Annotated in this window: 22 protein-coding genes; 11 read left to right on the top strand and 11 right to left on the bottom strand. The window is 62.5% G+C overall.

Features of this window, described 5'->3' with window-relative positions:
* The first annotated feature begins 93 nt into the window (after positions 1 to 93).
* The 6 genes from modA to V5F23_RS16130 all read left to right on the top strand — a co-directional run bounded on the left by modA (position 94) and on the right by V5F23_RS16130 (position 4,932).
* The gene (gene modA / locus V5F23_RS16105) at positions 94 to 846 is read left to right on the top strand and encodes a molybdate ABC transporter substrate-binding protein (RefSeq protein WP_338495592.1); all 753 of its coding nucleotides are present in this window, start codon (positions 94 to 96) and stop codon (positions 844 to 846) included.
* Entirely contained in the window at positions 847 to 1,527 is a 681-nt protein-coding gene (gene modB / locus V5F23_RS16110; RefSeq protein WP_042730357.1) for a molybdate ABC transporter permease subunit, read from the top strand.
* A 3-nt stretch (positions 1,528 to 1,530) separates the two neighbouring features.
* The gene (gene modC, locus V5F23_RS16115) at positions 1,531 to 2,610 is read left to right on the top strand and encodes a molybdenum ABC transporter ATP-binding protein (RefSeq protein WP_042730356.1); all 1,080 of its coding nucleotides are present in this window, start codon (positions 1,531 to 1,533) and stop codon (positions 2,608 to 2,610) included.
* A 196-nt stretch (positions 2,611 to 2,806) separates the two neighbouring features.
* Positions 2,807 to 3,862 (top strand): DNA topoisomerase IB, encoded by a 1,056-nt coding sequence (locus V5F23_RS16120; RefSeq protein WP_042730355.1) that lies wholly within the window; start codon positions 2,807 to 2,809, stop codon positions 3,860 to 3,862.
* A gap of 106 nt (positions 3,863 to 3,968) precedes the next feature.
* A complete protein-coding gene (locus V5F23_RS16125; RefSeq protein WP_042730354.1) occupies positions 3,969 to 4,532 on the top strand; it encodes an ATP-dependent Clp protease proteolytic subunit in 564 nt (187 codons plus the stop codon).
* 217 nt (positions 4,533 to 4,749) lie between these two features.
* A complete protein-coding gene (locus V5F23_RS16130; protein WP_042730353.1) occupies positions 4,750 to 4,932 on the top strand; it encodes a general stress protein in 183 nt (60 codons plus the stop codon).
* Positions 4,933 to 5,114: 182 nt separating this feature from the next.
* Here V5F23_RS16130 and V5F23_RS16135 read toward each other — a convergent pair whose 3' ends face one another.
* Together V5F23_RS16135 and V5F23_RS16140 are read right to left on the bottom strand one after the other, a co-directional pair.
* Positions 5,115 to 5,873 carry an OBAP family protein gene (locus tag V5F23_RS16135; protein WP_042730352.1) on the bottom strand — a complete coding sequence of 253 codons (759 nt, stop codon included), beginning with the start codon at positions 5,871 to 5,873 and terminating at the stop codon, positions 5,115 to 5,117.
* Between the two features lie 117 nt (positions 5,874 to 5,990).
* Complete coding sequence (locus V5F23_RS16140; protein ID WP_042730351.1) at positions 5,991 to 6,524, bottom strand: DUF3087 family protein; 534 nt, start codon at positions 6,522 to 6,524, stop codon at positions 5,991 to 5,993.
* A gap of 217 nt (positions 6,525 to 6,741) precedes the next feature.
* Between V5F23_RS16140 and ppnN the strand changes: the two genes are divergently transcribed.
* Complete coding sequence (gene ppnN, locus V5F23_RS16145) at positions 6,742 to 8,115, top strand: nucleotide 5'-monophosphate nucleosidase PpnN (RefSeq protein WP_042730350.1); 1,374 nt, start codon at positions 6,742 to 6,744, stop codon at positions 8,113 to 8,115.
* A gap of 218 nt (positions 8,116 to 8,333) precedes the next feature.
* Here the strand turns inward: ppnN and V5F23_RS16150 are convergent, their stop codons facing one another.
* From V5F23_RS16150 to V5F23_RS16170, 5 genes are all read right to left on the bottom strand, one after another.
* Positions 8,334 to 9,065: a transporter substrate-binding domain-containing protein gene (locus tag V5F23_RS16150; protein ID WP_047738907.1), complete on the bottom strand. Its 732-nt coding sequence runs from the start codon at positions 9,063 to 9,065 to the stop codon at positions 8,334 to 8,336.
* Positions 9,066 to 9,113: 48 nt separating this feature from the next.
* Entirely contained in the window at positions 9,114 to 10,436 is a 1,323-nt protein-coding gene (locus V5F23_RS16155; RefSeq protein WP_047738908.1) for an MFS transporter, read from the bottom strand.
* Between the two features lie 62 nt (positions 10,437 to 10,498).
* Positions 10,499 to 11,551, bottom strand: a complete 1,053-nt coding sequence (locus tag V5F23_RS16160) for a lactonase family protein (protein ID WP_047738909.1) — start codon at positions 11,549 to 11,551, stop codon at positions 10,499 to 10,501.
* An 18-nt stretch (positions 11,552 to 11,569) separates the two neighbouring features.
* The gene (acnA, locus tag V5F23_RS16165) at positions 11,570 to 14,257 is read right to left on the bottom strand and encodes an aconitate hydratase AcnA (RefSeq protein ID WP_338495596.1); all 2,688 of its coding nucleotides are present in this window, start codon (positions 14,255 to 14,257) and stop codon (positions 11,570 to 11,572) included.
* 115 nt (positions 14,258 to 14,372) lie between these two features.
* Complete coding sequence (locus V5F23_RS16170; RefSeq protein ID WP_338495598.1) at positions 14,373 to 15,290, bottom strand: LysR substrate-binding domain-containing protein; 918 nt, start codon at positions 15,288 to 15,290, stop codon at positions 14,373 to 14,375.
* 291 nt (positions 15,291 to 15,581) lie between these two features.
* On the opposite strand from V5F23_RS16170, the gene V5F23_RS16175 reads away from it, so the two are divergent.
* Together V5F23_RS16175 and V5F23_RS16180 are read left to right on the top strand one after the other, a co-directional pair.
* Positions 15,582 to 16,544 carry a GntR family transcriptional regulator gene (locus tag V5F23_RS16175; protein ID WP_212802694.1) on the top strand — a complete coding sequence of 321 codons (963 nt, stop codon included), beginning with the start codon at positions 15,582 to 15,584 and terminating at the stop codon, positions 16,542 to 16,544.
* On the top strand, positions 16,541 to 17,182 hold the full coding sequence (locus tag V5F23_RS16180) for an aldolase (RefSeq protein ID WP_212802695.1): 642 nt from the start codon (positions 16,541 to 16,543) through the stop codon (positions 17,180 to 17,182). The genes V5F23_RS16175 and V5F23_RS16180 overlap by 4 nt, the downstream gene beginning before the upstream one ends.
* Before the next feature lie 64 nt (positions 17,183 to 17,246).
* On the opposite strand, the gene V5F23_RS16185 is transcribed toward V5F23_RS16180, so the two are convergent.
* The 4 genes from V5F23_RS16185 to V5F23_RS16200 form a co-directional block, all read right to left on the bottom strand.
* A complete protein-coding gene (locus tag V5F23_RS16185) occupies positions 17,247 to 18,302 on the bottom strand; it encodes an AbrB family transcriptional regulator (protein ID WP_053143718.1) in 1,056 nt (351 codons plus the stop codon).
* Positions 18,292 to 19,560 carry a 3-oxo-tetronate kinase gene (gene otnK / locus V5F23_RS16190; RefSeq protein WP_123578923.1) on the bottom strand — a complete coding sequence of 423 codons (1,269 nt, stop codon included), beginning with the start codon at positions 19,558 to 19,560 and terminating at the stop codon, positions 18,292 to 18,294. The genes V5F23_RS16185 and otnK overlap by 11 nt, the downstream gene beginning before the upstream one ends.
* A 105-nt stretch (positions 19,561 to 19,665) precedes the next feature.
* Positions 19,666 to 20,679, bottom strand: a complete 1,014-nt coding sequence (locus V5F23_RS16195; RefSeq protein WP_244868226.1) for an isocitrate/isopropylmalate dehydrogenase family protein — start codon at positions 20,677 to 20,679, stop codon at positions 19,666 to 19,668.
* A 341-nt stretch (positions 20,680 to 21,020) separates the two neighbouring features.
* On the bottom strand, positions 21,021 to 21,902 hold the full coding sequence (locus V5F23_RS16200) for a GntR family transcriptional regulator (RefSeq protein WP_338498934.1): 882 nt from the start codon (positions 21,900 to 21,902) through the stop codon (positions 21,021 to 21,023).
* Positions 21,903 to 22,124: 222 nt separating this feature from the next.
* On the opposite strand from V5F23_RS16200, the gene V5F23_RS16205 reads away from it, so the two are divergent.
* On the top strand, positions 22,125 to 22,784 hold the full coding sequence (locus V5F23_RS16205) for an aspartate/glutamate racemase family protein (RefSeq protein WP_047738916.1): 660 nt from the start codon (positions 22,125 to 22,127) through the stop codon (positions 22,782 to 22,784).
* A gap of 234 nt (positions 22,785 to 23,018) precedes the next feature.
* Positions 23,019 to 23,762 carry an acetoacetyl-CoA reductase gene (gene phbB / locus V5F23_RS16210; protein WP_047738917.1) on the top strand — a complete coding sequence of 248 codons (744 nt, stop codon included), beginning with the start codon at positions 23,019 to 23,021 and terminating at the stop codon, positions 23,760 to 23,762.
* The last annotated feature ends 66 nt before the right edge of the window (positions 23,763 to 23,828 follow it).

Raw genomic sequence — 23,828 nt, forward strand, 5'->3', positions numbered from 1 at the left:
ACGAACCTGTCGCAAAAAGTCGCATTCCGTTTGTCGGGCATTCGCTATATATTTCCGTATACAGCGAACTCACCCCACCCCTTGGAGTCTTCAATGCGTCCCACCCCTTTACTGCCGTTGTTGCTGAGCACCTTCCTGGCCGTCGGCACCGTCCAGGCCGATGAAGTACAAGTGGCGGTCGCCGCCAACTTCACCACGCCGATCCAGGCCATGGCCGCCGACTTCGAAAAAGACACCGGCCACAAACTGGTGGCGGCCTATGGCGCAACCGGCCAGTTCTACACGCAGATCAAGAACGGTGCGCCGTTCGAAGTCTTTCTTGCCGCCGACGACACCACCCCGGCCAAACTCGAAAGCGAAGGCGATACCGTCAAGGGCTCGCGCTTCACCTACGCCATTGGCACCCTGGCGCTGTGGTCGGCCAAGGACGGCTACGTCGACGCCAAGGGCCAGGTGCTCAAGGACAACGCGTTCCAACACCTGTCGATCGCCAACCCGAAAGCCGCGCCCTACGGGCTGGCTGCCACCCAGGTGCTGGACAAGCTGGGGCTGACCGCCCAGGTCAAGGGCAAGATCGTCGAAGGCCAGAACATTACCCAGGCCTATCAGTTCGTCTCCACCAGCAACGCCGAACTCGGCTTCGTGGCCTTGTCGCAGATCTACAAGGATGGCAAGGTGACCGGCGGTTCGGCGTGGATCGTCCCAGCCGAGTTGCACGACCCGATCAAACAGGACGCCGTAATCCTCAGCAAGGGCCGGGATAACCCCGCCGCCGCCGCGCTGGTGGATTACCTCAAGGGTCCGAAAGCCGCCGCCATCATCCAAGCCTACGGTTACCAACGCTAAATGCCACTGACCACCGCCGACTTCGCCGCCATCTGGTTGACCCTGAAACTGGCGTCGTTGACCACGGTGATCCTGTTGCTCGTCGGTACACCCATTGCCCTGTGGTTGTCACGGACACAGTCCTGGCTGCGCGGGCCGGTGGGTGCGGTGGTGGCACTGCCGTTGGTGCTGCCGCCCACGGTAATCGGCTTCTACCTGCTGCTGGCGCTGGGGCCCAACGGCTGGATCGGCCAGTTCACCCAGGCCCTCGGGCTGGGCACCCTCACCTTCAGTTTCACCGGGCTGGTCATCGGCTCGGTGATCTATTCCATGCCGTTCGTGGTGCAGCCGTTGCAAAACGCCTTTGCCGCCATCGGCAGCCGCCCCCTGGAAGTCGCCGCCACGCTGCGGGCCGGGCCCTGGGACACGTTTTTCAGCGTCATCCTGCCGCTGGCCCGGCCCGGGTTCGTGACCGCCGCGATCCTCGGCTTCGCCCACACCGTCGGCGAGTTCGGCGTGGTGCTGATGATCGGCGGCAACATTCCCGAGAAGACCCGAGTGGTCTCGGTGCAGATCTACGACCATGTCGAGGCCCTGGAATATGCCCAGGCCCACTGGCTGGCCGCGGCCATGCTGGTGTTTTCATTCGTGGTGCTGCTGGCGCTGTACTCCAGCCGCCGCAGCCGTGCCGGTTGGAGCTGATCGATGATCCACGCGCGTTTTCAGCTCGATCGCGGGGACTTTTCCCTCGACCTGGATGTGCAACTGCCAGGCCGTGGCGTGACTGCGCTGTATGGCCAATCCGGCTCCGGCAAGACCACCTGCCTGCGCTGCATCGCCGGTTTGGAGCGACCGGCACAGGGGTTCATCGAGGTCAACGGCGAGGTCTGGCAAGACGCCGCACGCCGGGTGTTCGTGCCGCCTCATCGACGAGCCCTGGGCTACGTGTTCCAGGAAGCCAGCCTGTTCCCCCACCTGTCGGTGCGGCACAACCTGGCGTTCGGCCTCAAGCGCATCGCCCCCGGCCAGCGCCGCGTGGTGATGGAACAGGCAACCGAGCTGCTGGGCATCGGTCACTTGCTCGATCGCCAGCCACACAACCTGTCCGGCGGTGAACGCCAGCGGGTCGGCATTGCCCGCGCCCTGCTGACCAGCCCGCAACTGTTGCTGATGGATGAGCCGCTGGCGTCCCTCGACACCCGGCGCAAGAACGAGATCCTGCCGTACCTGCAACGGCTGCACGATGAGCTGGACATTCCGGTGCTCTACGTCAGCCACTCCCAGGACGAAGTGGCGCGCCTGGCCGACCATATCGTCCTGCTCGAGGCCGGTCGCGCCCTGGCCAGCGGACCGATCGGCGAAACCCTGGCCCGCCTCGACCTGCCGCTGGCCCTGGGCGATGACGCCGGCGTGATGATCCAGGGCAAGGTCAGCGGCTATGACCCGGCTTATCAACTGCTGACGCTGAACCTGCCCGACAGCCAGTTGAACATCCGCGTGACCCACACGCCGCTGGGGCTGGGGCAACCGTTGCGGTTCAAGGTTCAGGCGCGGGACGTCAGCCTCAGTTTGGCGAACGATGCCCAGACCAGCATCCTCAATCGTCTGCCGGTCACGGTGGTCAGTGAGTTGGCCGCTGATAATGCCGCTCATGTGCTGATTCGCGTGGAGGCGGGTGGGACGCCGCTGCTGGCGCGTATCACGCGTTATTCCCGTGATCAGTTGAAGTTGCATCCGGGGCAGGCGCTTTGGGCGCAGATCAAGGCCGTGGCGGTGCTGGCTTAGGTCGCCGATCTACCATGGGAGCCCGCCTGCTGGCGAAGACGGCGGCACATTCAACTTCGATTCCAGCCGCCCCTCCGCTTTCGCGAGCAAGCTCGCTCCCACCAGGGTGACCGGCAGCTTGAGAAACTTGGCACGACCGCTCGGGCCCGCGGTCCATCCTCCATAGGCCACCGGATTTGCTGCCAAGGATTTTTTCATGCCCGACACCCTGTCCCCGGATGCCCTGCCGCCCGACCTGCATTACGTCGACGACACGGCGCCCGGCATCACCCGCAAGAAGTTGCGGGGCAAATTCTGTTATTTCGACCCCGCGGGCCAACGCATTACCGACGCGGCCGAGATCCAGCGCATCAATGCCCTCGTGGTGCCGCCGGCCTACACCGATGTGTGGATCTGCACCGACCCGCGCGGTCATCTCCAGGCCACCGGCCTCGATGCCCGTGGCCGCAAGCAGTACCGCTACCATCCGCGCTGGCGTGAAGTGCGCGACGCGGACAAGTATTCGCGGATGCTGGAGTTCGGGCGTGCCCTGCCCCGCTTGCGCAAGCGCCTGGAGGAAATCCTGGCCCAGCCCGGCTTCAGCCGCGACAAAGTCCTGGCGACGGTGATCACCTTGCTGGACGTGACCTTGATCCGGGTCGGCAATCCCCAGTACGCCCGCGAAAACCGCTCCTACGGCCTGACCACCCTGCGCAACAAGCATGTCGAGGTCAACGGCAGCGCCATCGCTTTCCAGTTCCGAGGCAAGAGCGGCGTCGAGCATCAGATCACCGTGAAAGACCGGCGCCTGGCGCGGATCATCAAGCGCTGCCAGGAAATCCCCGGGCAAAACCTTTTCCAGTACCTCGATGAAGACGGCGAGCGCCACACCGTCAGCTCATCGGACATCAATGCTTACCTCAAGTCCCTCACCGGCGCCGATTTCACCGCCAAGGACTACCGCACCTGGGCCGGCAGCGCGGCGGCCCTGGCCGGGCTGCGGGCCTTGCATTGGGAAACCGAGACCGAAGCGAAAAAACACGTCGCCGAAATGGTCAAGCAGGTCGCCCGGCAACTGGGCAACACGCCGAGCGTCTGTCGCAAATGCTACATTCACCCTGCGGTGCTGGAAGGTTTCCTGCTCGGCACACTGAAGGAACTGCCCAAGCCTCGGGTGCGCAAGGGCCTGAGCATAGAAGAAGCCGGGCTGACGATGTTTCTGAAGCGGGTGGCGCAAGCCACGCAAGCCTGCGAGGCGAAGTTCGGGTACTGACGGTCACGAACGACGGCTCGTCCATCAGGAACATCCGGCCGAGGCTGAACTCCCAAAACTGTGCGCTCGCGCAACACCACACGCGTGAAATCGACAGGAGTCTCCGATGTCCGAACACATTGTCCATTTTCATTGCCAGATCGATCAGGGGACCACCGAGCGCTTCCGCGACAATTGCCTGGAAGCCATCGAGAAAGGCGCGGACTCGCTGATGCTCAATCTGTCCACGGTGGGCGGCAGCACCAACTTCGGGTTTACCTTGTACACCTTCATCAAGTCCTTGCCGGTGCCGGTGCGTGCGGTGAACGCCGGCAATATCGAGTCGATGGGCATCGTCATGTACCTGGCCGCCAGCGACCGCACCACCACGCCCCATTCACGCTTTCTGATCCATCCCATGAACTGGTATTTCGGGCAGAAATCGGTGGATCACTCGCGCTTGCGCGAATACCTGTCCAGCCTGGACAACGACGTGGCGCGGTACGTGGAAATCTACGTCAAGGAAACCGCCGGGGCCGCCACTCAGCTGGATATCTTCAAGTGCCTGTGCAACGAGGAGCGGGTCATCCCGGCAGAGAACTCCCTGGCTTTCGGCATCGCCCATCGGGTCGAGCAGGTGGTGTTCCCGGCGGACGCCAGGCATTGGAAAGTCAGCGGCGGCGAAGATTAAGCGCGCGGCATCATTCAACATGATAGTGCCGTCGTTACTGATAAAAACCCTCAATCTCCAACAACAACGAAACGAAGCGGAAAAATAACACCTTAATTAAAAAAGTACGACCACTCGTCGCCAGCACAACGCTTTTTTTAAACTTACTCCGCCGCTGGCCTTTCACATTTAATGCGAGGCACGTTGCTCGCTTTAAACCACACTGAGGATTCTCGAAATGGCTAACAGCGGAAACAAAAACCCAGGCAACTTCGCAAATGATCGTGATAAAGCATCTGAAGCCGGTAAGAAAGGCGGACAGGCGTCGGGCGGCAACAACACCAACGACCGTCAGAAAGGCTCTGGCGCCGGCAGCAAAGGCAACGAACGCGGCCAAGGCGGCGGTGGCAGGAAGTCTTAATCCTTGAGATCCGCTGGGGCGCAGCCTGGCTGCGCCCTGGTGCCGGGGAATCAAACACTTGAGCGCTGCGCGCTTTTATCGTCAACTTCAAACAGAACAACACCGCCACCGCGTTTAAACAAATGCCGAACAACTATCCTTATAACAAACCGTCCCTTATGACAAACCGTCATAGCGACCTGTTATTCATGCGCGGGTACACCCGCCGGCCCCTTGATTTGAAATACCTGCCCTCTTTGCCAGGCGTCCGCGCCCTTATCTATCGCCGGGGTCTTTATACCGGCGCGGGCCGCTTTCCTGGCGTCGCTGTCCACGTTCATCCGACTGTCCCGCTCACGCACAAGTTGCGGGTCGATCTGGCCATCGGCGGTGAACCCCATCATCAATTGCGGCACGCCATAAGGCAGGGCCTGACCCGACTCGGTGTGCCAGGTATGCCAGGTCTTTCCGTAGGTGCCGATCAGGTTTTCCATCAGGCGGGTTTCGGCCACCTGGGGAATCCCGGGCGCGATCAACTGCCCGGACTTCACCTCATGCACGTGGCTATGCCAGAGCTGCTTTTCAGCGGCCGGCAACCCTTCGAACAAACGCTTGCTGATGATGTATTCCACCCCCATCAACTTGGCACCGGACGTATTGCCATCGAAGATCGCACACTGGAACACTTCCTCGTTCAGCGCCGAGCAGTAGTGATGCGCCTCCATTTGCCCGGACATCCGGCCGTTGTAGAAGTGGAAGCCGTCGAGGTAGGTGTCGAGCGCCCGCAGCGCAGGTTTGTCCTGCATCAGCCCCGCCCCCACTTCCAGCGCCGCGGTGGTCGGCGTTTTCGCCACTCCCGGCGCGCTCACTGGCGAGTCGGTGTTACCGCCCGCGCAGCCGGTCAAGCCGACCACTGCTGCGCACAGCACTGCCCACGTTGAATAAACGCTTTTACCTGGCATGTCGTTTCTCCTGTCCATGACAGGACATGAGAATGACGCTCGGTCACGCCGGTTTGATTTTCCTGGCGACCAACCGACGGGCGGATCCCCTCGACCCAGTGCCTGCCTCCGGGCCGATCAACGCCCGCCCGGCACGCGTTTAACCGCTTCGATCCAGGCCGGATCCAGGCGAGGTTGTTCGCCCTCCAGGCCCAGCGCCTGCATCTTCGCCAGGTGGTCATCGGCTTCGCGGGCCAACGAGCCCTGGTCGCTGGAGTTGGCGTCCAGCTGATGCATCTGGGCCAGACCCAGGTGATAGAACCGCAGCAGTTTCATCGCCGCCGGGTCCTCGGCCTGCACGCCGGCCTTCACCTTGTGCATGACATTGGTAACACTCATCAGGCTGCGCTTGAGCTGCCAACCGTACACCGCCGCGGCCATCCACGGCTGCGACCAGAAGTACCCGCGCAGCAATGCGACCATCGCCAGCACCGCGACGATCACGCCACCCAGATTGAAGCGCAGGTTGTCGCCTCCGGGCGTGCCGAACAGCATCACGGCCAGACTGGAGAGCAACATCGCCAGCGCCAGGAACGTCACGGCCAGGATGAAGGTGCTGCGTCGGGTCTGCTGGCGGTAGGTCCCGGCGTCCCACGGTTTGATCTCGAACATCGCGGGGTAATTTCCTTGTATGACATGAAAAGAGTCGCGCATTATCGCCTGCCCGGTCGATTTAGCTATGCTGGGGCGCATTGTGTGCGGCAACCGACCCGAAGGATCCGGATCAAAGCCCATGGCGATACCGCAAGGATCGTGCGATCTTTGCCCGTGGACGTATTTTTCAAGATGCCGCCTCTGTGTGCACGGCATCGTTTTCAAGGAACGCTGAATGACTCAAAGACATGTAATCAATGCCTCGGTGAGCCCAAAGGGCAGCCTGGAGACCTTGTCCCAGCGCGAAGTCCAGCAACTGAGTGAAGCCGGTTCCGGCAGTATCTACACCCTCTTCCGCCAGTGCGCCCTGGCTATCCTCAATACCGGCGCCCATGTCGACAACGCCAAGACTATCCTCGAAGCCTACAAGGACTTCGAGATCCGTATTCACCAGCAGGACCGTGGCGTGCGCCTGGAGCTGCTGAACGCACCGGCCGATGCCTTCGTCGACGGTGAAATGATCGCCAGCACCCGGGAAATGCTGTTCAGCGCCCTGCGCGACATCGTCTACACCGAAAACGAACTGGACAGCCAGCGCATCGACCTCAGCTCGTCCCAGGGCATCAGCGACTACGTCTTCCACCTGCTGCGCAACGCCCGCACCTTGCGCCCTGGCGTGGAGCCGAAGATTGTCGTGTGCTGGGGCGGGCACTCGATCAACACCGAAGAATACAAGTACACCAAGAAAGTCGGCCACGAGCTGGGCCTGCGCAGCCTGGACATCTGCACCGGCTGCGGTCCGGGCGTGATGAAGGGCCCGATGAAAGGCGCCACCATTGCCCACGCCAAGCAGCGCATCCACGGTGGTCGCTACCTGGGCCTGACCGAACCGGGCATCATCGCCGCCGAGGCGCCGAACCCGATCGTCAATGAGCTGGTGATCCTGCCGGACATCGAGAAGCGCCTGGAGGCCTTCGTGCGCGTCGGCCACGGCATCATCATTTTCCCGGGCGGTGCCGGCACCGCGGAAGAGTTCCTCTACCTGCTGGGCATCCTGATGCACCCGTCCAACCAGGACCTGCCCTTCCCGGTGATCCTCACCGGGCCGAAAAGCGCGGCGCCGTACCTCGACCAGTTGCACGCCTTTGTCGGCGCGACCCTGGGCGAAGCGGCGCAGAAGCATTACCAGATCATCATCGATGACCCGGCCGAAGTGGCGCGGCAGATGACCCAGGGCCTCAAGGAGGTCAAGCAGTTCCGCCGCGAGCGCAACGACGCGTTCCACTTCAATTGGCTGCTGAAGATCGACGAAGGCTTCCAGCGCCCGTTCGACCCGACCCACGCCAACATGGCCAGCCTGGGCCTGAGCCGCGACTTGCCGCCCCACGAACTGGCCGCCAACCTGCGCCGGGCGTTCTCGGGCATCGTGGCAGGCAACGTCAAGGACAAGGGCATTCGCCTGATCGAGGAACACGGGCCGTACGAGATCCACGGCGACCCCGCCATCATGGAACCCCTCGACCGCCTGCTCCAGGCCTTCGTCGCCCAGCACCGCATGAAACTGCCCGGCGGCGCGGCGTATGTCCCGTGCTATCGCGTGGTGACCTGACGGGTTTGCCCTAGGCTATGTACGAAATAGCCTGAAACTTGGTTATGCGGCGTTAAAAACCGGCTCGGAATGCTCATTGACAACCAGTCAAGTCGAGCGCGACCCCGGTCGTTCCTCGCCGGTTTTTGCCTTGCCTAACCTGCGTTTCAAACTGTTTCGTACACAACCTAGGGGGGTGAGGTTGCTTTCGAAAGCGCTAGCCCCACCCTCCTCTCACTTCACGCTGACGGCGCCACCGTCACGTCAGCCTGCCCACTGGCGGCCAATGCGGCGTGGACAAAGCCTTCGGCTTTCTTACGCTCGATGAAATCCCGGACGTAGGCCGCTGCGGCTTCGCAGCGACGTGGCACGGCCATCGCCTGCCGGATGGACGTGAACGCGCCGTCGAGGACCCGGTACCGTGGGTTGCGCGCCGCGACCTGCTCCAAGGGCTGGCGTACGCCGGCCGCCGCATCCAGGCCCTGTTCAACATACAGATCCACCGCGCCCGCGGATGTCGGTGCGCGCTCAAGCTGCGCATGCTCCAGCGTCCGGGAAAGGAACAGATCGTAGGCCGCGCCCTTGCCGACGGCCAACCGCAGGCCCGGCCGGTCCAGGTCTTCCACCTGCCGGTAAGGCGAGTCCGCAGCCACCAGGTATGTCCCTTCGATGATCACGTAGGGTTCGCTGAACGCAATCTGCTCCTCACGCACCGGCTCGATCGCCAGGAAGGCGACGTTCCATACCCCCTCCTCCAGTGCCGCGAAGACCTTGCCGGCCGCATCGAACGTGATCATCTCCAGGCGTACGCCGAGTTCCTCGGCCAGCGCCCGTGCCAGGGCGACCGACACCCCTTGGGGCGATCCATCCCCAGCCTTTTGCGCCAGCACCGGATTGCCAAAGTTGATGGCTGCCCGCAGCAGGCCTTGCGGCGCCAACTGATCGATTACCGCTTGGCTGATAACACTCATTGCTTGCTCCTGGTTCAGTGAAAGCCTTGCCTGGACAAGGCGTCAGTCTCAATGGGCCTGGCGCCCCAAGGCCGCCCCGGCGTCGGGCGCTGGCCGGTTGGTCACCCGCATGAACAGCGTCATCAGGAAGCCAATAAGCAACAACGCGCTGAGGAACAACAAACCATTGGCGGCGCTGTGGCTGGTGCCCTTGACCAGGCCGATCAGCGACGGCCCGACGAAGCCGCCAAGGTTGCCGATGGAGTTGATCACCGCAATGGACACCGCCGCCGTGGCGCGGTCCAGGAACAGCGTCGGCAAGGCCCAGAACGGTGATTTGAAACTGTAGAGCCCGGACAGCGCAATGCAGATCATCGCCATGGCCAGGAATGGATTGCCCAGCACCGCCGCACCGACCAGGCCCAGCGCGGCCATCAACAATGGAAGGGCCGAATGCAGCTTGCGTTCATTGCGCAGATCCGAATGCCGCGACCAGAGAATCATCGCCGCCGTGGCGACGATGTACGGCAGCATTGCGATCAGGCCAATCTGCGTATGGGTCAGTGACTCGGAAAAGCCCTTGATGATCTGTGGCATCCAGTAGCCGACGCCGAGGCTGCCGCACTGGTAGACAAAATAGATGAACGCCAGGTACAGGACCTTGGGGTGGGTCATGGTCTTGTAGACGCCCAGGCTCTTGACGTCCTTGCGGCTCAGGCGATCGCGCTCCAACTCGGCGATCAACCATTGCTGCTCCTCAGGCTTCAACCATTTGGCCTGTTCGGGGCGGTCCGTCAGGTAGAAGAAGCAGGCAACACCGAGGAACACCGCGGGAATGCCTTCCAGGAACAGCATCCAGCGCCACCCGCTCCAGTCGAACCAGCTGACGTTGTCCATGATCCAAGTGCTCATGGGCGCGCCGATGATGTAGCTCACCGGGATCGCCGCTGTGAACAACGCCACCGTGGTGGCCAGTTCCTTGGCGCGAAACCAGAAGGTCAGGTAGACGATGATGCCCGGGAAAAAACCGGCCTCGGCCACACCGAGGAAAAAACGCAGGATGTAGAGCTGGTTGGCGGTCTGCGCGAACGCGGTCAGGGCGGCGATGCAACCCCAGGTCACCAGGATGCGGGCGATCCAGACCCTGGCGCCGAACTTGTTCAACATCACGTTGCTCGGCACTTCAAACAGGAAGTAGCCGATGAAGAAGATCCCCGAGATGAAACCGAAGGCCTCGCTGGACAGGGCGAGCTCCTTGTTCATTTGCAGGGCGGCATAGCCGATGTTGGCACGGTCGAGATAGGAGACGATGTAGAGCAGGAAAACGAAAGGGATGATTCGCAGGGTAACCTTGCGAACGATCGCGGCTTCATCAGGCTTGTTATTGTTCATGGCGACCTCGTTGAAGCAGGCGGTAACCTGCTGGTGTCATTGCAGGGGGTGGATCAGAACGCTCAGGGCGAGAAGACCATGCAGACAGGGCTGCCCGTCGAAACCGAAAACCCTGTCCTGGCAAGGCCACCCGTGTCCGGGTCCACGGCCATCGAGACAAGGGTGTCGCTGTCTTCGTTGAGTGCGAAAAGAAACTGCCCATTGGGTGTGAGCGCGAAGAAACGGGGCGTCTTGCCGTCGGTGGGCGTGAATTGCACCGGGCTCAACAAACCGCTGTCCGGATCGATGGCAAACACCGCCACGCTGTCGTAACCCCGGTTGGAGGCGTAGAGAAAACGGCCGCTGCGATCCACTTCGACTTCCGACGCCCGGCTGTTGCCGGTGAAGGTCGCAGGCAACGACGGCAGGTTCTGAAGCGCTGCCAGTGCCCCCGTCCGAGCGTCGAAGCGATAGGTGGTGACGGTGCTGTCCAGTTCGTTGATCACGTAGGCAAACGGCGCGTGGGGGTGAAACGCCAGGTGCCGCGGCCCAGCCCCCTCGCGAGTCGCCACGAAGGGTTGGGCGGCCGGGTACAACTGGCCCGCGTCGAATCGAAAGCTGAACACCCGATCCAGGCCTTTGTCCGGCACCAGCACGAACTGGCCGGTGTGGTCGAAGACATTGAAATGCGGCTTGGAGAACGGCTGCTCGACCCGATGAGGGCCAATCGGTCCTTCCAGTTCGAGCAGTTGGTTGACCACCCCGAGCGCCCCGTCCTCTTCCACGTTCAGCACTGCCAGCGAGCCGGTAAGGTGGTTCGACACCACCAGGAATCGCTCGCCAGGGTCCAGCGCCAGGTGCACCGGGTTCTGGCCTTCGCAGCCCTGCCGGTTGAGGAAGGTCAGCCTGCCGGTCGTCTTGTCGATGCTGAAGGCGCTCACGCCGCTCTGGTCCCCGTGAACGGTGTAGAGCCGGTCACCGGCCTTGTTCAAGGCCAGGAAAGACGGGTTCACCAGCGCCTTGACCACTTGGACAAGCGCCAGCGTGCCCTGCTCCTGGTCCACTTTGTAGACACTGATGCCCTCGCCGCGAGCGTTGCGCTCGCGCGTGGTTCTTGATCCAACATAGGCAAACATAGGGGCATTCTCCGGGTATCAGATGACGGGCCGCTGCGTGCGCTGGACCACCTTGCGGATCACGAACGGCAGCACACCGCCGTTGACCAGGTAGCGAATCTCCTGGAGGGAGTCGATACGCACGTTCAGCGACACCTGCAACGACTCGCCGTTGGCCCGCTGCATCACCATGCTCACGGGGTTGTCGCCCACATCGAGGTCATCCAGGCCGAAAAAGTCGAAGCGCTCGTCGCCCTGCAATGCCAGATCGTCGACCGACTGCCCGGGCATGAATTGCAGGGGGATGACCCCCATGCCGATCAGGTTGCTGCGGTGGATACGCTCGATGCTCCGAGCCACGACGGCCTTCACCCCCAGCAGGGCCTGGGCCTTGGCCGCCCAGTCGCGGCTGGAGCCGGCGCCATAGTTGATGCCGGCGAACACCAGCATGGGCGTGTGCTGGCTGGCATAGCTCTGGGCAGCCTCGAACAACGGCAGGCACTGGGTGTGGTCGGCGTTCCAGGCCCAGGCCCCCAGGCCCGGATGGCTGTCGCCCAACAGGCGATTCTTCACGGCCTTGTTGGTGAACGCGCCACGCAGCATCACCTCGTGGTTGCTGCGACGCGTGGAATACTGGTTCAGGTCCTCGGGGTGTTCGCCACGCTCCAGCAACCATTGGCCGGCCAGGCTATCGGCGGGAATCGAGTAGGCCGGCGAAATGTGGTCGGTGGTGACGTTGTCGCCCAACACCAGCAAGGTGCGCGCCGCGCGGATGGCCAGGCTGGACTTCGGCTCGGCGCTGATATCGGCCAGGTATTGCGGGCGGCGCAGGTAAGTCGAATCCGGGCTCCACGGGAACTGCACGCTCCCTTCCGCCGACAACGACTGCCAATGATGCGTGCCGTCCCACACCTTGGCCAGGCGTTGCTGGAAGAACTCAGGCTTGACCACCTTGACCACTTGCGCGGCAATCTCGGCATCCGACGGCATCAGGTCACGCAGGTACACCGGGCTGCCCTCGCGGTCCGTGGCCAGCGCCTGGGATTCCAGGTCGATATCGATGGTGCCGGCGATGGCGTAGGCCACGCACAGGGCCGGGGACGCCAGGTAGCCGGCAGGCACCTTGGGGTTGACCCGACCCTCGAAGTTGCGGTTACCCGACAACACCACGACACCCTTCAGGCCCTGGTCGGCAAACTGCTCGACCTGCGTCTGCAGGGACCCCGAGTTGCCGATGCAGGTCATGCAACCAAAGCCGGCAAGGTCAAAGCCCAGCGCGCGGAAATCTTCCAGCAGATCGGCATCCGCCAGGTAGTCGGCCACCACCCTGGAGCCCGGGGACAGCGACGTCTTGACCCAAGGTTTGCGGTGCAGGCCCAACTGGCGCGCCTTGCGCGCCAACAGACCGGCCTGGATCATCTGCGACGGGTTTGCGGTGTTGGTGCAACTGGTGATCGCGGACATGACCACCGCGCCATGGGTGATCGGCTCCTTGAAGGAAGGCTCGAAGAACGTCTGCTCGACCGGCCCGGCAATCAGGTTGGCGCCCCCCATGACTTCGTTGCGAAACGACGCCGCGGCATCGGACAGTTTTCGCCGCTGGTGCGGCTGGTGAGGTCCGGCCACGCTCGGCTCGATACTGTCGAGGTCCAACTCGATCCATTCATCGAACCGGGGTTCGGGCAACTCGTCGCGGCGCCACAACGGTTGGGCGCGCATGTAGCCCACGACACGGTTGCACAAAGACTCGGAACGACCGCTGAGTTTCAAGTACGCCAGCGTCTCGTCGTCGAACGGGAAGAACACCACCGTGGCGCCGTACTCAGGTGCCATGTTCGAGACCGTGCCGCGAGCGGCCCAACTCAACGAAGACAACCCAGGGCCAGTGAACTCGACGAACTTGCCGACCACCGAGCGCTTGCGCAAGATCTCGGCCACATGCAGCGACAGGTCGGTGGCGGTGACACCGGGGCGCAGGGCGTTGGTCACGCGGATGCCCACCACTTTCGGGAAACTGATCGGCACCGGCTCGCCGACCATCGCGGCCTGCCCTTCCAGGCCGCCCACGCCCCAACCCAGCACGCCAATCGCGTTGATCATCGGCGTATGGCTGTCGGTGGCGACCATGTCGTCCGGGTGCAGCAGACGCTGGCCGTCTTCGCTGCGACTTTCCCAGACCACCTGCGCCAGCGCTTCCATGTTCATCTGATGGATGATGCCGGTGCCAGGGGGAATCACCCCGAAGTTGTCCAGGCTCTTCTGCGCCCACTTGATGAAGCGGTAACGCTCACTGTTGCGTCGGAAGTCGATGTCCAGGTTCTGCTCGACGGCATCGGCCTCGGCGTAATGCTCGACGATCACCGAATGGTCGATCGTCAGGACGGCAGGGATCAACGGGTTCATCGCTTGCGGATCGCCGCCCAGCTCGGCCACCACATCGCGCATCCCGGCGAAATCCGCCAGCGCCGGCAGGCATGTGGTGTCGTGGAACATCAGCCGGTTTGGCTGGAAAGGCACCTCGCAATCAGGGCCCTCGCCAATGGCACGCGCCATGACCGAGGGCAGCGCTTGAGGGGAACAGCGCGCGACGTTCTCCAGCAGGATGCGTATCGAATAAGGCAGCTTCGATAGCTGCTGGGGTGAGAACATCTTGTTCAAATCGATGTAGGCATAGGGTGTGCCATCGATCTGCAGATGATTGATGAAGTCGCGGGCAGTCTCGGTCATGCTCTATCGCTCAGGCTTTTTTATAAGGTCGCGGGGCTCGGGTTAACCAGTCGTTACCGCTGATCAACCGATAGTAGGAGCAACCCCTGCGGGTGAAAATTGATCAATTGCCACGTCAGCGTTCTCTATCGGAGAACGCTCTGTTGTCGTGGCGATGACTCAGGTGTTCGATCAAGGCTTTGAGGGTGGGTGAAGCGGTGTCGTATTTCTTGCAGACCAGCAACAGCGAACGGCGCGCCCAAGGTTCATCCAGGGTCACGGCCTTGAGCCTGTGGCTGCGCAGGTATTGGTTGATCACGCTGCGTGGCAGCACGGCGAGCCCCAGGCCCGTCGACACCATGCGGCACATGCAGTCGAAGCTGCTGATACGGATCCTGAGCTTGAGCGCCCTGCCCAGCTTTTGCGCCTCGTCGGTCAGCAGCGTGTGCATCGAGCTTTCCAGGTGCGGCCCGACAAACTCATGGGCCAGGACCTGCTTGAAACGCACCGACTCGCGGGCCGCCAACGGGTGGCCTCCCGGCACGACCAGGGTCAGTTCATCATCGCGATAAGGCAGGGTTTCCAGGCCCTGGGCCGGCGTCTGGGCCGCGATGATGCCCAGGTCGGCACGACCATCGGCCACGGCCCGGATGACCGCCGACCCCACCCGTTCCTCGATGTCGAACTTGATCTGCGGATAGAGCGCCACGAAACGCGACACGTCGTCCGGCAGGAACTGGGAGAGCGCCGAGGTGATGGCATGGATACGGACATGGCCCTTGACGCCGGTGGCGTAGTCGCCCAGTTCATGGTCCAGTTGCTCAAGGGTCTGCTTGACCTGGCGGGCATAGAACAGCAGCGATTGTCCCGCCGGCGTGAGGTCCACGCCCCGTGCGTTACGTATCAACAGCGAGGAGCCCACCTGGGCTTCGAGCTCGGAAATGCGCTTGCTGATCGCCGACACCGCCAGGTGCCGGCGCCGGGCCGCATGGGTCAGGTTGCGCTCTTCGGCGACGGTGATGAAAAGGTCCAGGCTGGTAATGTCGTATCGCACCCGTTGATTCCTGGTGGAGAGGCTGGCGTGAGTGCCTTGCGGTCGTTGATCCATCGGGCTGGCGATCCCGCATGCCTACTAGACGTCAGTCTAAATTGCTTTGCAAGGCAACAAAGTACAATTTTATGAAAAATCGGATAACTTAACGCCTGCGATGGCTCCCCATCGGCTGAAATCTCCAAGAAAATTTCATATTGGCGCACCAAAATGCAATAATTGCGAAATACCTTTCCGGTCCAGCGAGGCCGAAGCAAGGTCAACCTTCCCTCAATGCCTTGAGTAACGACAGACATGGCTTCAAGCGCCCTGGTGCAACGAATCGCCGCACAGATCCGGCAGAAAATCCAGACCGGAGAATTGGCCACGGGCGATCATCTCAGCGCGCAGAAAGTGGCCGACCAGTTCAACGTCTCGCGTTCGCCTGCCCGCGAGGCCCTGGTGCTGCTGGCGGACCAATCGGCCCTCGAACAACGGCCCAACCGTGGTTTCTTCGTCCTCGACGCCCTGGTCCCCGTGACAAATATCCACGATGAAGGGGTCCCGTTGGAGGAGCCGGAAGCCTATTACCGCCTCTCCGAGGATTGGCTGAACAACGCCATTCCCGCAGAAGTGACCGAACACATGCTGCGCACGCGCTACGACCTGACAAAAGCCCAGGTCGTCGACGTGCTCAACCGTGCCGCGAACGTCGGCTGGGTGACGCCGAAACCCGGTTACGGCTGGCGCTTGCTGGATGTGGCGAAGACCCCGGAAAGCCTCGAACAGATCTACAAGGTGCGCTCGCTGATCGAACCCGCGGCGCTGCTGGAACAGACTTACCAGCCTGATGCCAGCAAACTTCTGCAATTGAAGAAAGAGCAGCAGAGCCTGCTCGACGGCGGCATCGAGACCCTGCCCGCCGACGTGCTGCTCAAAAGCGGCATTCGCTTCCATGAAGCGTTCATCCAGCTCTCGGGCAACCCGCTCTACCACATGATCCTGGTGCAGATGAACAACATGCGGCGGCTGATCGAATACCGCTCGATGATCGACCGCAACCGCTTCTACAAACAGTGCGCCGAACACATCCAGATGATCGAGCGAGTGGAACAGGGTGACAACGTCGAGGCGGCGCGCCTGATGAGCCAGCACCTGAGCGGCTCGTTGGCGGAAAAATCCCCCATCCTGGCGCGGCGCGCATTATCAACCGACGCCCCTGGCCCACTCGACCCCGAGCACGGCACTGTCACGGCCACCGAGGAACACCCACGATGAGTCATCACGAGCAGCAACTGCGCGAAGAAATCTGCACCGTTGGCGCAAGCCTGTATGCCCGCGGCTATGCCGTTGGCAGCGCCGGCAATATCAGTGCGCGCCTGGAAGATGGCTGGCTGATCACCCCGACGGACGCTTGCCTGGGCCGGCTGGAGCCCGCGCAGATCGCCAAAGTCAGCCGGGACGGCAGTTGGGTCTCCGGCAGCAAGCCGTCCAAGACCTTGGCGCTGCACCGGCAGGTGTACGACCGCAATCCAACCGTCAACGGCGTCGTGCACACCCATTCGACCGCGCTCGTGGCGCTGACCCTGGCAGGCGTCTGGCACGACGACGACATCCTCCCGCCCTTGACGCCCTATCAAGTGATGAAGGTCGGGCACATTCCCCTGATCGCCTATCAACGGCCGGGCTCGCCCGAGGTCGCCGCGCAAGTGGCGCTATGGGCACAGCGTGTGCGGGGCGTGATGCTGGAGCGCCTTGGTCCGGTGGTGTGGGAAAGTTCGGTATCGAAGGCCAGCTTCGCGCTGGAGGAGCTGGAGGAGACGGCAAAGCTCTGGCTGATGAGCGACCCCAAGCCGGCGCCGCTGGACGAGCGCGCGATCGAGGAGTTGCGCAGCGTTTTCGCCGCCAACTGGTGACGCCGGCGCCCTCGCGCCCCGGATGCAGCAGTGCCTGCCGGGGCCGCGCCGTGGTTTCCCGGCCTCACATGCGGCGATTGCGCAGATACTTCAGCCATGCGCCATGGATCGGCTCGGCACAGAGCATCACCACGACAAGCCGCATGATCTGCATCGCGGTCACCACCCCCACGGCCAGGTTCAATGCTTCGGCGGTCAGGTACATTTCCGTGCTGCTGCCCGGCATCATCCCGAGGGCCAGCGTCATCAGCGGGACATGAAGCCAAAGCCCGATGAGCGCCGCCAGCCCCACGGTCGACATGATCATGATCACCGTGAACACCGACACCTTGAGCAGGAAGGCCGGAGAGGAGCGGAAGAACTGCCGGTCGAAGTAACCGCCCAGGGCGCAGCCAATCATCAACTGCCCATAGTGACTGAGCTCCACCGGCAATGCGGTTTGCACGTTGCAGGCAGCCGTGACCACGGCACAGCAGGCCATGGGGCCGAACATCCATGGGTTGGGCAACCGGCAGCGCTTCCAGATGACGGCCGTGAGCGCCCCGCCTGCCAGGAGCGGCAGCAACCAATGCCAGTCACTTGGCAGGCGCGCGGGAACCACCGAGGGTGAGACCTGAGCGGTGAAGAACATCGCCGGCGGCACGCACAGGACGATCAGCACCAGGCGCATGCTGTGCGCAGCGGCAATCTGGCTGACGTTGGCCTTGTGCCGGATGCCGGCCTGGATCATCTCGGAGAAGTTCGCCGGCATGAACGCGAAGAATGCAGTGGTCAGGTCCATGCCCCTGCGCTGCATGAAGGCGATGCCCAGCAGCGCCAGCAGCATCGTCAGAACCGCCGCGGACGCCATCATCACGAAATGCCCGAGGATCTGCTCCAGCACCGCCGGTGTGAAATGCAGGCCGATGGAGGTGGCGATCATCCATTGGCCTGACAGGCGGCCATAGGGTATTTCCCCCAGGGGCCCACCCAGGCAACGCACCAGGATGACCGCCAGCATCGAGCCAATGATCCAGGGCAGCGGCCAATGGAAGACGCTGGCCAGCCAGGCGCCCGCCGCACCGACGACCGGGGTCGCCCACCACCGCCCCAGCGAGGTGAACAACGCCCTAAGGCGCACAGGCCAACGCCTTCTCGAAGAAATCGACCGAGCCGAAATTGCCCGACTTGAGTGCCAGCGCCAGCGGATCGTCTCGCAGGCCGAGGGTCCAGGGCACACCGGGGTCGATCGTGGTGCCGATTCTCAGGGCCTTGATCCCGAGCGCCTTGACGACCGCCCCAGACGTTTCGCCACCCGCCACCACCAATTTACGCACGCCCAGGTTGTAGAGCCCCACGGCGATGGCGGACAAGGCCTCTTCCACGAGCTGGCCGGCGGCTTCAACGCCAAGTGCCTGTTGGGCACGGTTCACCGAATCGGCAGCAGCGCTGGCGTAGATCAAGACCGGCCCGGCCGCGAGCAGGCCCTGGGCCCATTCGAGGGCGGCGCGCACCAAGTCCTGCCCATTGGCCAACTGCAACGGATCGATGGCGAAGCTTGGCCTCTCCTTGCGCCAATGCTCGACCTGCCCGTTGGTTGCCAACGAACAACTGCCCGACACCACCGCACCGAACCCTTCGAGCACGGGCAGCACCGAGGCAGCCTGAGCTTCACCGAGTAAACCGGCGCGCCGGAAATTGCCTGGCAAGCCCCGGGCCACGCCGGAGCCCCCCGTGATCAGCAGATGGTGGGCCAACGCCGTGCCAATCGCATGCAGATGCTCATCTTCGATGGCATCGACGATGGCGTAGCCGAAACCCTGGGCCTGGAGGGACTGCAAGCGAGCTGAAATGGCGTCCGCACCTTGCCTGACGACCCCGTGCGCAACCAACCCCACCGCCCTGCCCGTCTGCTGTTGCAGCACGCGCACCAGGTTGGCGTCGGTCATGGGCGTCAGCGGATGATTGCGCATGCCTGACTCGCTTAACAGCACATCGCCGACAAACAAGTGCCCTTGGAACAGGGTGCGCTGGTTCTCCGGAAACGCCGGGCATGCCACGACGAACGACACGCCCAGAGCCTGCGCCAAGGCGTCGGCGACAGGGCCGATGTTGCCCTGGGGAGTGGAGTCGAAGGTCGAGCAGTATTTGAAGAAAAACTGCCGACATTGCGCCCCGCGCATCCACTGCAACGCTTGCAATGACTGGCTGACGGCGGCCTCGCTGGCAATGGTCCGGCTTTTCAGGGCGATCACGACCGCATCGATGTCCCCCGGTAGGGGCCCCTGTGGAATGCCGATCACCAGCAATGTTCGCATCCCGCCGCTCACCAGGGTACTGGCCAGGTCCGTTGCGCCGGTGAAATCATCGGCGATGCAACCCAGTAGTAATTGACTCACTGTTCGCTCCTCGGGCCCGGTCTCGCCTGAAGTGGGTGCGGGACCAGGCCGATGTAGTTATCCGACAGCCGCCGGCCGCCATGGCCGATGCGGCGTCCTCGCCGCTCAGCCCAGGATGAGGTTCGCGACCGCGTTGCCGAAGGCCTGGGTCCCGAAGGCGCCGCCGAGGTCAGGGGTGCGCTGGCGAGGGTCCTCCAGCACGGCATCGACCGCCTTGTCGATTGCCTGCGCGGCGTCGATCAAGGCCGGCCGACCGTGGTGCTCGCCCATCCACGCCAGCAACATGCCGACGGAAAGGATCATCGACACCGGATTGGCCTTGTCCTGGCCGGCGATGTCCGGTGCCGAGCCATGTTGGGCCTGGGCACAGCAATGGTGATCGCTGGCCATCATCGAGCCCGCAAGCCCGAGGCTGCCGGACAACTCGCTGGCCAGGTCGCTGAGGATATCGCCATAGAAATTCGTCGCGACCAGCACGTCGAAACGCTCCGGGTTGCGCACCAGGTGAGCGGTCGAGGCGTCGACCAGCAAGTCGTCGAGGACAACCTGCGGAAACTCCCTGGCCACGTCCCGAACGCATTCCAGGAAGAGGCCGTCGGTCATGTGGAAACTGTTGGCCTTATGGATGGCGGTGACTTTCTTCCCGCGCTTCATGGCCAGTTCGAACGCCCGGCGAGCGATGCGCTCACTGCAGTGGCGGGTGATCTTGCGCGTGGACAGGGCCATGTCCGGCGTCGGCATCACCTCACCCCAGCCACGGCTCATGTTGCGATCCGGGTAGAACCCCTCGGTGGCCTCGCGCATGATCACCAGGTCCATCACCTTGCCTTCCTTCATGTTCGAGGCCAGGAACGGTCGGGTACGGGCTGGCCGGACGTTGGCATAGAGGTCCAGGCCGATCCGGAAGCCGGCCGACACATTCCGCCCGCCCTTTTCAGGCGCCGGGTAATCCGCATGGGACTGGGTGCCGAGGATGATGCCGTCGTAGCCCTTGGCCTTTTCCAGCACTTCTTCGCGCAGGGTGGTGCCGTATTTGCTCAAGCTGGCAAAGCCGACATCGTCATAGTCGAATGTCAGCCCGAGGCCGAGCTTCTGATTGGCTGCTTTGAGAACCGACATCGAAGACTCGATGATTTCCGGACCGATACCATCACCAGGAAGTACCAAAATGCGCATCGCTAACCCCTTACCTTTTTATTGAGCGGATGTGTTTGCCGGGACTGAAACGACCTTTTATGTACATCGTCACTACAACGTACAATTTTGAACGAAGACCGGAGCACTGCTCAAGGGCCCCGCCAAGGCCATGAACCCGGACGCTATCGCCTTCGCAGGTCGACAGATTGCATTTTATTGCATGAATATACAATTTGCGCAATGCTTGAGTCCCACGAGCGTCCGATGTCGCATTGGCAAGCTGGCCGGACGCAAAACGGGGGCGACAGGCGTGCAGAGACGACTTAACAGCGGGCGGAAACCTCAAGGCTGCGCTGGTGCTCCAGCTCGTCCCTGGCTTCTTTTTCAGTTTTTTGCCGGCCGACGACATCGAGGTGGTTGCGCAAAAAATCCGCAGCCGCTTCACGCTGCCCACTTTCGATCAAGTCCAGGAGTTGGATGTGCTCCTTACACTGGTTGATCAACCGAGGCCGATCCACGTTGGCCTTGTAGGCCATGAAGCGACGCAACTGGTTCTGGCGGCGGATGGCTTCAAGAAAGAATGCGTTGCCCGAACAACGGACGATCAGCTCGTGCAACTGTGCACCGATCTGGAACAACTGCGAGCGCGACAGCTTGAAGATGTCGCCGTCGAGCAATTGCTGCTGCGCCGTGCGCGCCTTGGCGAAGGCCACCTTGTCTACCACGTAGCCGGGTTCGAGCAAGGCCGCAGGCTCGATGGCCATGCGAAAGCGGTAGCTCTGGATATGGGCCTTGGAGTCGTGCAGGAAACTATTGATCTCCCAGCCCTGCCCGGGCTTGCGCTCGACCATGGCTTCGTTGGCCAGGCGACTGAGCACCTTCAGCAGTTGCCCACGAGGCACTGCGTACTTGCGCATCAGCTCGGCTTCGAAAAACGTCGTGGGAATATCGCCACGGAGCACGTCGTCGACCACCCGCAGGTAGAAGTCTTCGAACGGATCGACCTCCAACGGCAACTTGCCGCTGTCGATACCCCGCGCGTCAGCGGTCAGGAAGTACCCGCGGTTGGGCTCCTTGACGGCCAGGCCAAGCTCGGCGAGCAAGGCGAATCCACGGCGTATCGGCGAGCGGGAAACCCCCAGCTCCTTGGCGAAAGATTCTTCGCGCAGGGGGTCACCGGCACGCATCGACCGGGCGCGGGCCATGTCGATGATCTTGGGCGCCAGTTGCTCCGCCAGGTCTTTCTTTATCTTGACCTTGACCCTGGACAGATCGCCCGCGGGTGGTTCAAGAGTCGGTTCTGCTGAATTCATGGCTATCAGTGATCAAAGAAGGTTAGGGTCGATACGCAGAGTGGACGCTGTCGCCACAGGCCAAGCCTTGCGAAAAAATAACACACAATCACACCACTACGACCCGGGGAACACATGACTGCACCGCTGATTTTTCTGATCCACGCCACTGCCGTCTCCATTGCGCCGATCAGTGACGCCTTCGCGCGCCTGTGGCCTGAAGCCAGGCTGGCCAACCTGCTGGAGGACTCGTTGTCCCGCGATCTGGCTGCTGCGGGCGAACTCACGCCGGCCTTGACCGAGCGCTTCGTGAAGCTGGCGAGCTACGCCTCGGCGTCGGGCGCCGACGGCATCCTGTTCACGTGTTCGGCGTTCGGTGATGCCATCGACCAGTGCAAACGTGCGCTGAGTATCCCGGTGCTCAAGCCGAACGAAGCCATGATCGAAGAAGCGCTGCGCAGGACCGGCAAGCTGGCCTTGTTGGCGACGTTTCCCCAGGCCATCACGTCGATGGTCGAGGAATTCGAACAGCATGCAAGCCAGCAGGGTCGGGAGCTGGCGTTGGCCACCTACGTCTGCGACAACGCCTTCGATGAGCTGCGTCGCGGCAATCAGGCGTGCCATGACCAACTGATCAGCGAACGGGCCAGCGACATCACAGGCAGCGACCTGCTGTGCTTTGCGCAGTTTTCCATGACCAGCGCTGCGGTGGCCGCCAGCAAGGCCAGCGGGCTCGAAGTGCTGACCACGCCTGACAGCGCGGTACTGAAGCTTCGGCACCTGCTGCACGCCTGAGGCCGGGACGAATAAACGGCAGGAAAATCAACAGGATCAGGTCGACTGCCGCCCTCGGCTACCCCTCGCACGGATAGCCGAGCACCCACCGTTCGTAAAAAAAGACGCCTGTTTTTTGGCAAATTGTACTGCGTTAGCTTGCAAAACAATTTGCAGTGGAGTCTATTAGCGGCCAGTGGCCCTTCATCGCCACCGGCACTACTCCCCACAAGAAAACACAACAGGAGTTAACGCATGAGCAAAAAAATCGCCTTTGTCACCGCTGGCATGGGAACACTGGGCACCGCTGTCTGCCAGCGATTGGCAAAAGACGGGTTTACCGTCGTCGCGGGATGCGGCCCGAACTCTCCGTTGAAAAATGCCTGGCTGGCCCAGCAGAAAGCGCTGGGGTTTTCCTTCATCGCCTCCGAAGGCAACGTGGCCGACTGGGATTCCTGCCGCCGGGCCTTCGAGGAGATCAAGCGCCAATACGGCCCGGTCGAAGTTCTGGTCAACAATGCCGGCACCGCTCGAAACGTGGTGTTCCACGACATGCAGCCCAACGATTGGGCCGCCGTGATCGATACCAATCTCAATTCGCTCTTCAACGTGACCAAGCAGGTCATCGATGCAATGGTCGAGCGAGGCTGGGGACGGGTGATCAACATTTCCTCGGTCAACGCCCAGTTGGGCCAGGTCGGCCAGGTCAACTACTCCACCGCCAAATCGGCGATCCGCGGGTTCACCCGGGCCTTGGCGCGGGAAGTCGGGCCGCGCGGGGTGACGGTGAACACCGTGTCTCCGGGATACATTGCCACCGACAAGCTCAAGTCCATCACCACCGCCGAGGTCATGGACCGGATCATCCAGGACATCCCTTCCCGTCGCCTCGGCACCGCCCAGGAGATCGCCTCCATGTGCGCCTGGCTCGCGTCCGATGAATCCGGCTACGCCAACGGCGCCGATTTCTCCCTGAACGGCGGCCTGCATATGAGTTGAGCCATCCTGGGCCCTCGACGAGCCATGCCCGCTTGGCAGATTCCAATCCTTCGGGAACCTTGATGC

It is taken from the genome of Pseudomonas sp. WP18 (genome assembly GCF_036689585.1).
Lineage (GTDB): Bacteria > Pseudomonadota > Gammaproteobacteria > Pseudomonadales > Pseudomonadaceae > Aquipseudomonas > Aquipseudomonas chlororaphis_E.

Bases quoted from the DNA above. Each gene is read 5' to 3' on its own strand.
- modA (WP_338495592.1), top strand. From the start codon at position 94: ATGCGTCCCACCCCTTTACTGCCGTTGTTGCTGAGCACCTTCCTGGCC.
- modB (WP_042730357.1), top strand. From the start codon at position 847: ATGCCACTGACCACCGCCGACTTCGCCGCCATCTGGTTGACCCTGAAA.
- modC (WP_042730356.1), top strand. From the start codon at position 1,531: ATGATCCACGCGCGTTTTCAGCTCGATCGCGGGGACTTTTCCCTCGAC.
- V5F23_RS16120 (WP_042730355.1), top strand. From the start codon at position 2,807: ATGCCCGACACCCTGTCCCCGGATGCCCTGCCGCCCGACCTGCATTAC.
- V5F23_RS16125 (WP_042730354.1), top strand. From the start codon at position 3,969: ATGTCCGAACACATTGTCCATTTTCATTGCCAGATCGATCAGGGGACC.
- V5F23_RS16130 (WP_042730353.1), top strand. From the start codon at position 4,750: ATGGCTAACAGCGGAAACAAAAACCCAGGCAACTTCGCAAATGATCGT.
- V5F23_RS16135 (WP_042730352.1), bottom strand. From the start codon at position 5,873: ATGCCAGGTAAAAGCGTTTATTCAACGTGGGCAGTGCTGTGCGCAGCA.
- V5F23_RS16140 (WP_042730351.1), bottom strand. From the start codon at position 6,524: ATGTTCGAGATCAAACCGTGGGACGCCGGGACCTACCGCCAGCAGACC.
- ppnN (WP_042730350.1), top strand. From the start codon at position 6,742: ATGACTCAAAGACATGTAATCAATGCCTCGGTGAGCCCAAAGGGCAGC.
- V5F23_RS16150 (WP_047738907.1), bottom strand. From the start codon at position 9,065: ATGAGTGTTATCAGCCAAGCGGTAATCGATCAGTTGGCGCCGCAAGGC.
- V5F23_RS16155 (WP_047738908.1), bottom strand. From the start codon at position 10,436: ATGAACAATAACAAGCCTGATGAAGCCGCGATCGTTCGCAAGGTTACC.
- V5F23_RS16160 (WP_047738909.1), bottom strand. From the start codon at position 11,551: ATGTTTGCCTATGTTGGATCAAGAACCACGCGCGAGCGCAACGCTCGC.
- acnA (WP_338495596.1), bottom strand. From the start codon at position 14,257: ATGACCGAGACTGCCCGCGACTTCATCAATCATCTGCAGATCGATGGC.
- V5F23_RS16175 (WP_212802694.1), top strand. From the start codon at position 15,582: ATGGCTTCAAGCGCCCTGGTGCAACGAATCGCCGCACAGATCCGGCAG.
- V5F23_RS16180 (WP_212802695.1), top strand. From the start codon at position 16,541: ATGAGTCATCACGAGCAGCAACTGCGCGAAGAAATCTGCACCGTTGGC.
- V5F23_RS16195 (WP_244868226.1), bottom strand. From the start codon at position 20,679: ATGTCGGTTCTCAAAGCAGCCAATCAGAAGCTCGGCCTCGGGCTGACA.
- V5F23_RS16200 (WP_338498934.1), bottom strand. From the start codon at position 21,902: ATGGCCCGCGCCCGGTCGATGCGTGCCGGTGACCCCCTGCGCGAAGAA.
- V5F23_RS16205 (WP_047738916.1), top strand. From the start codon at position 22,125: ATGACTGCACCGCTGATTTTTCTGATCCACGCCACTGCCGTCTCCATT.
- phbB (WP_047738917.1), top strand. From the start codon at position 23,019: ATGAGCAAAAAAATCGCCTTTGTCACCGCTGGCATGGGAACACTGGGC.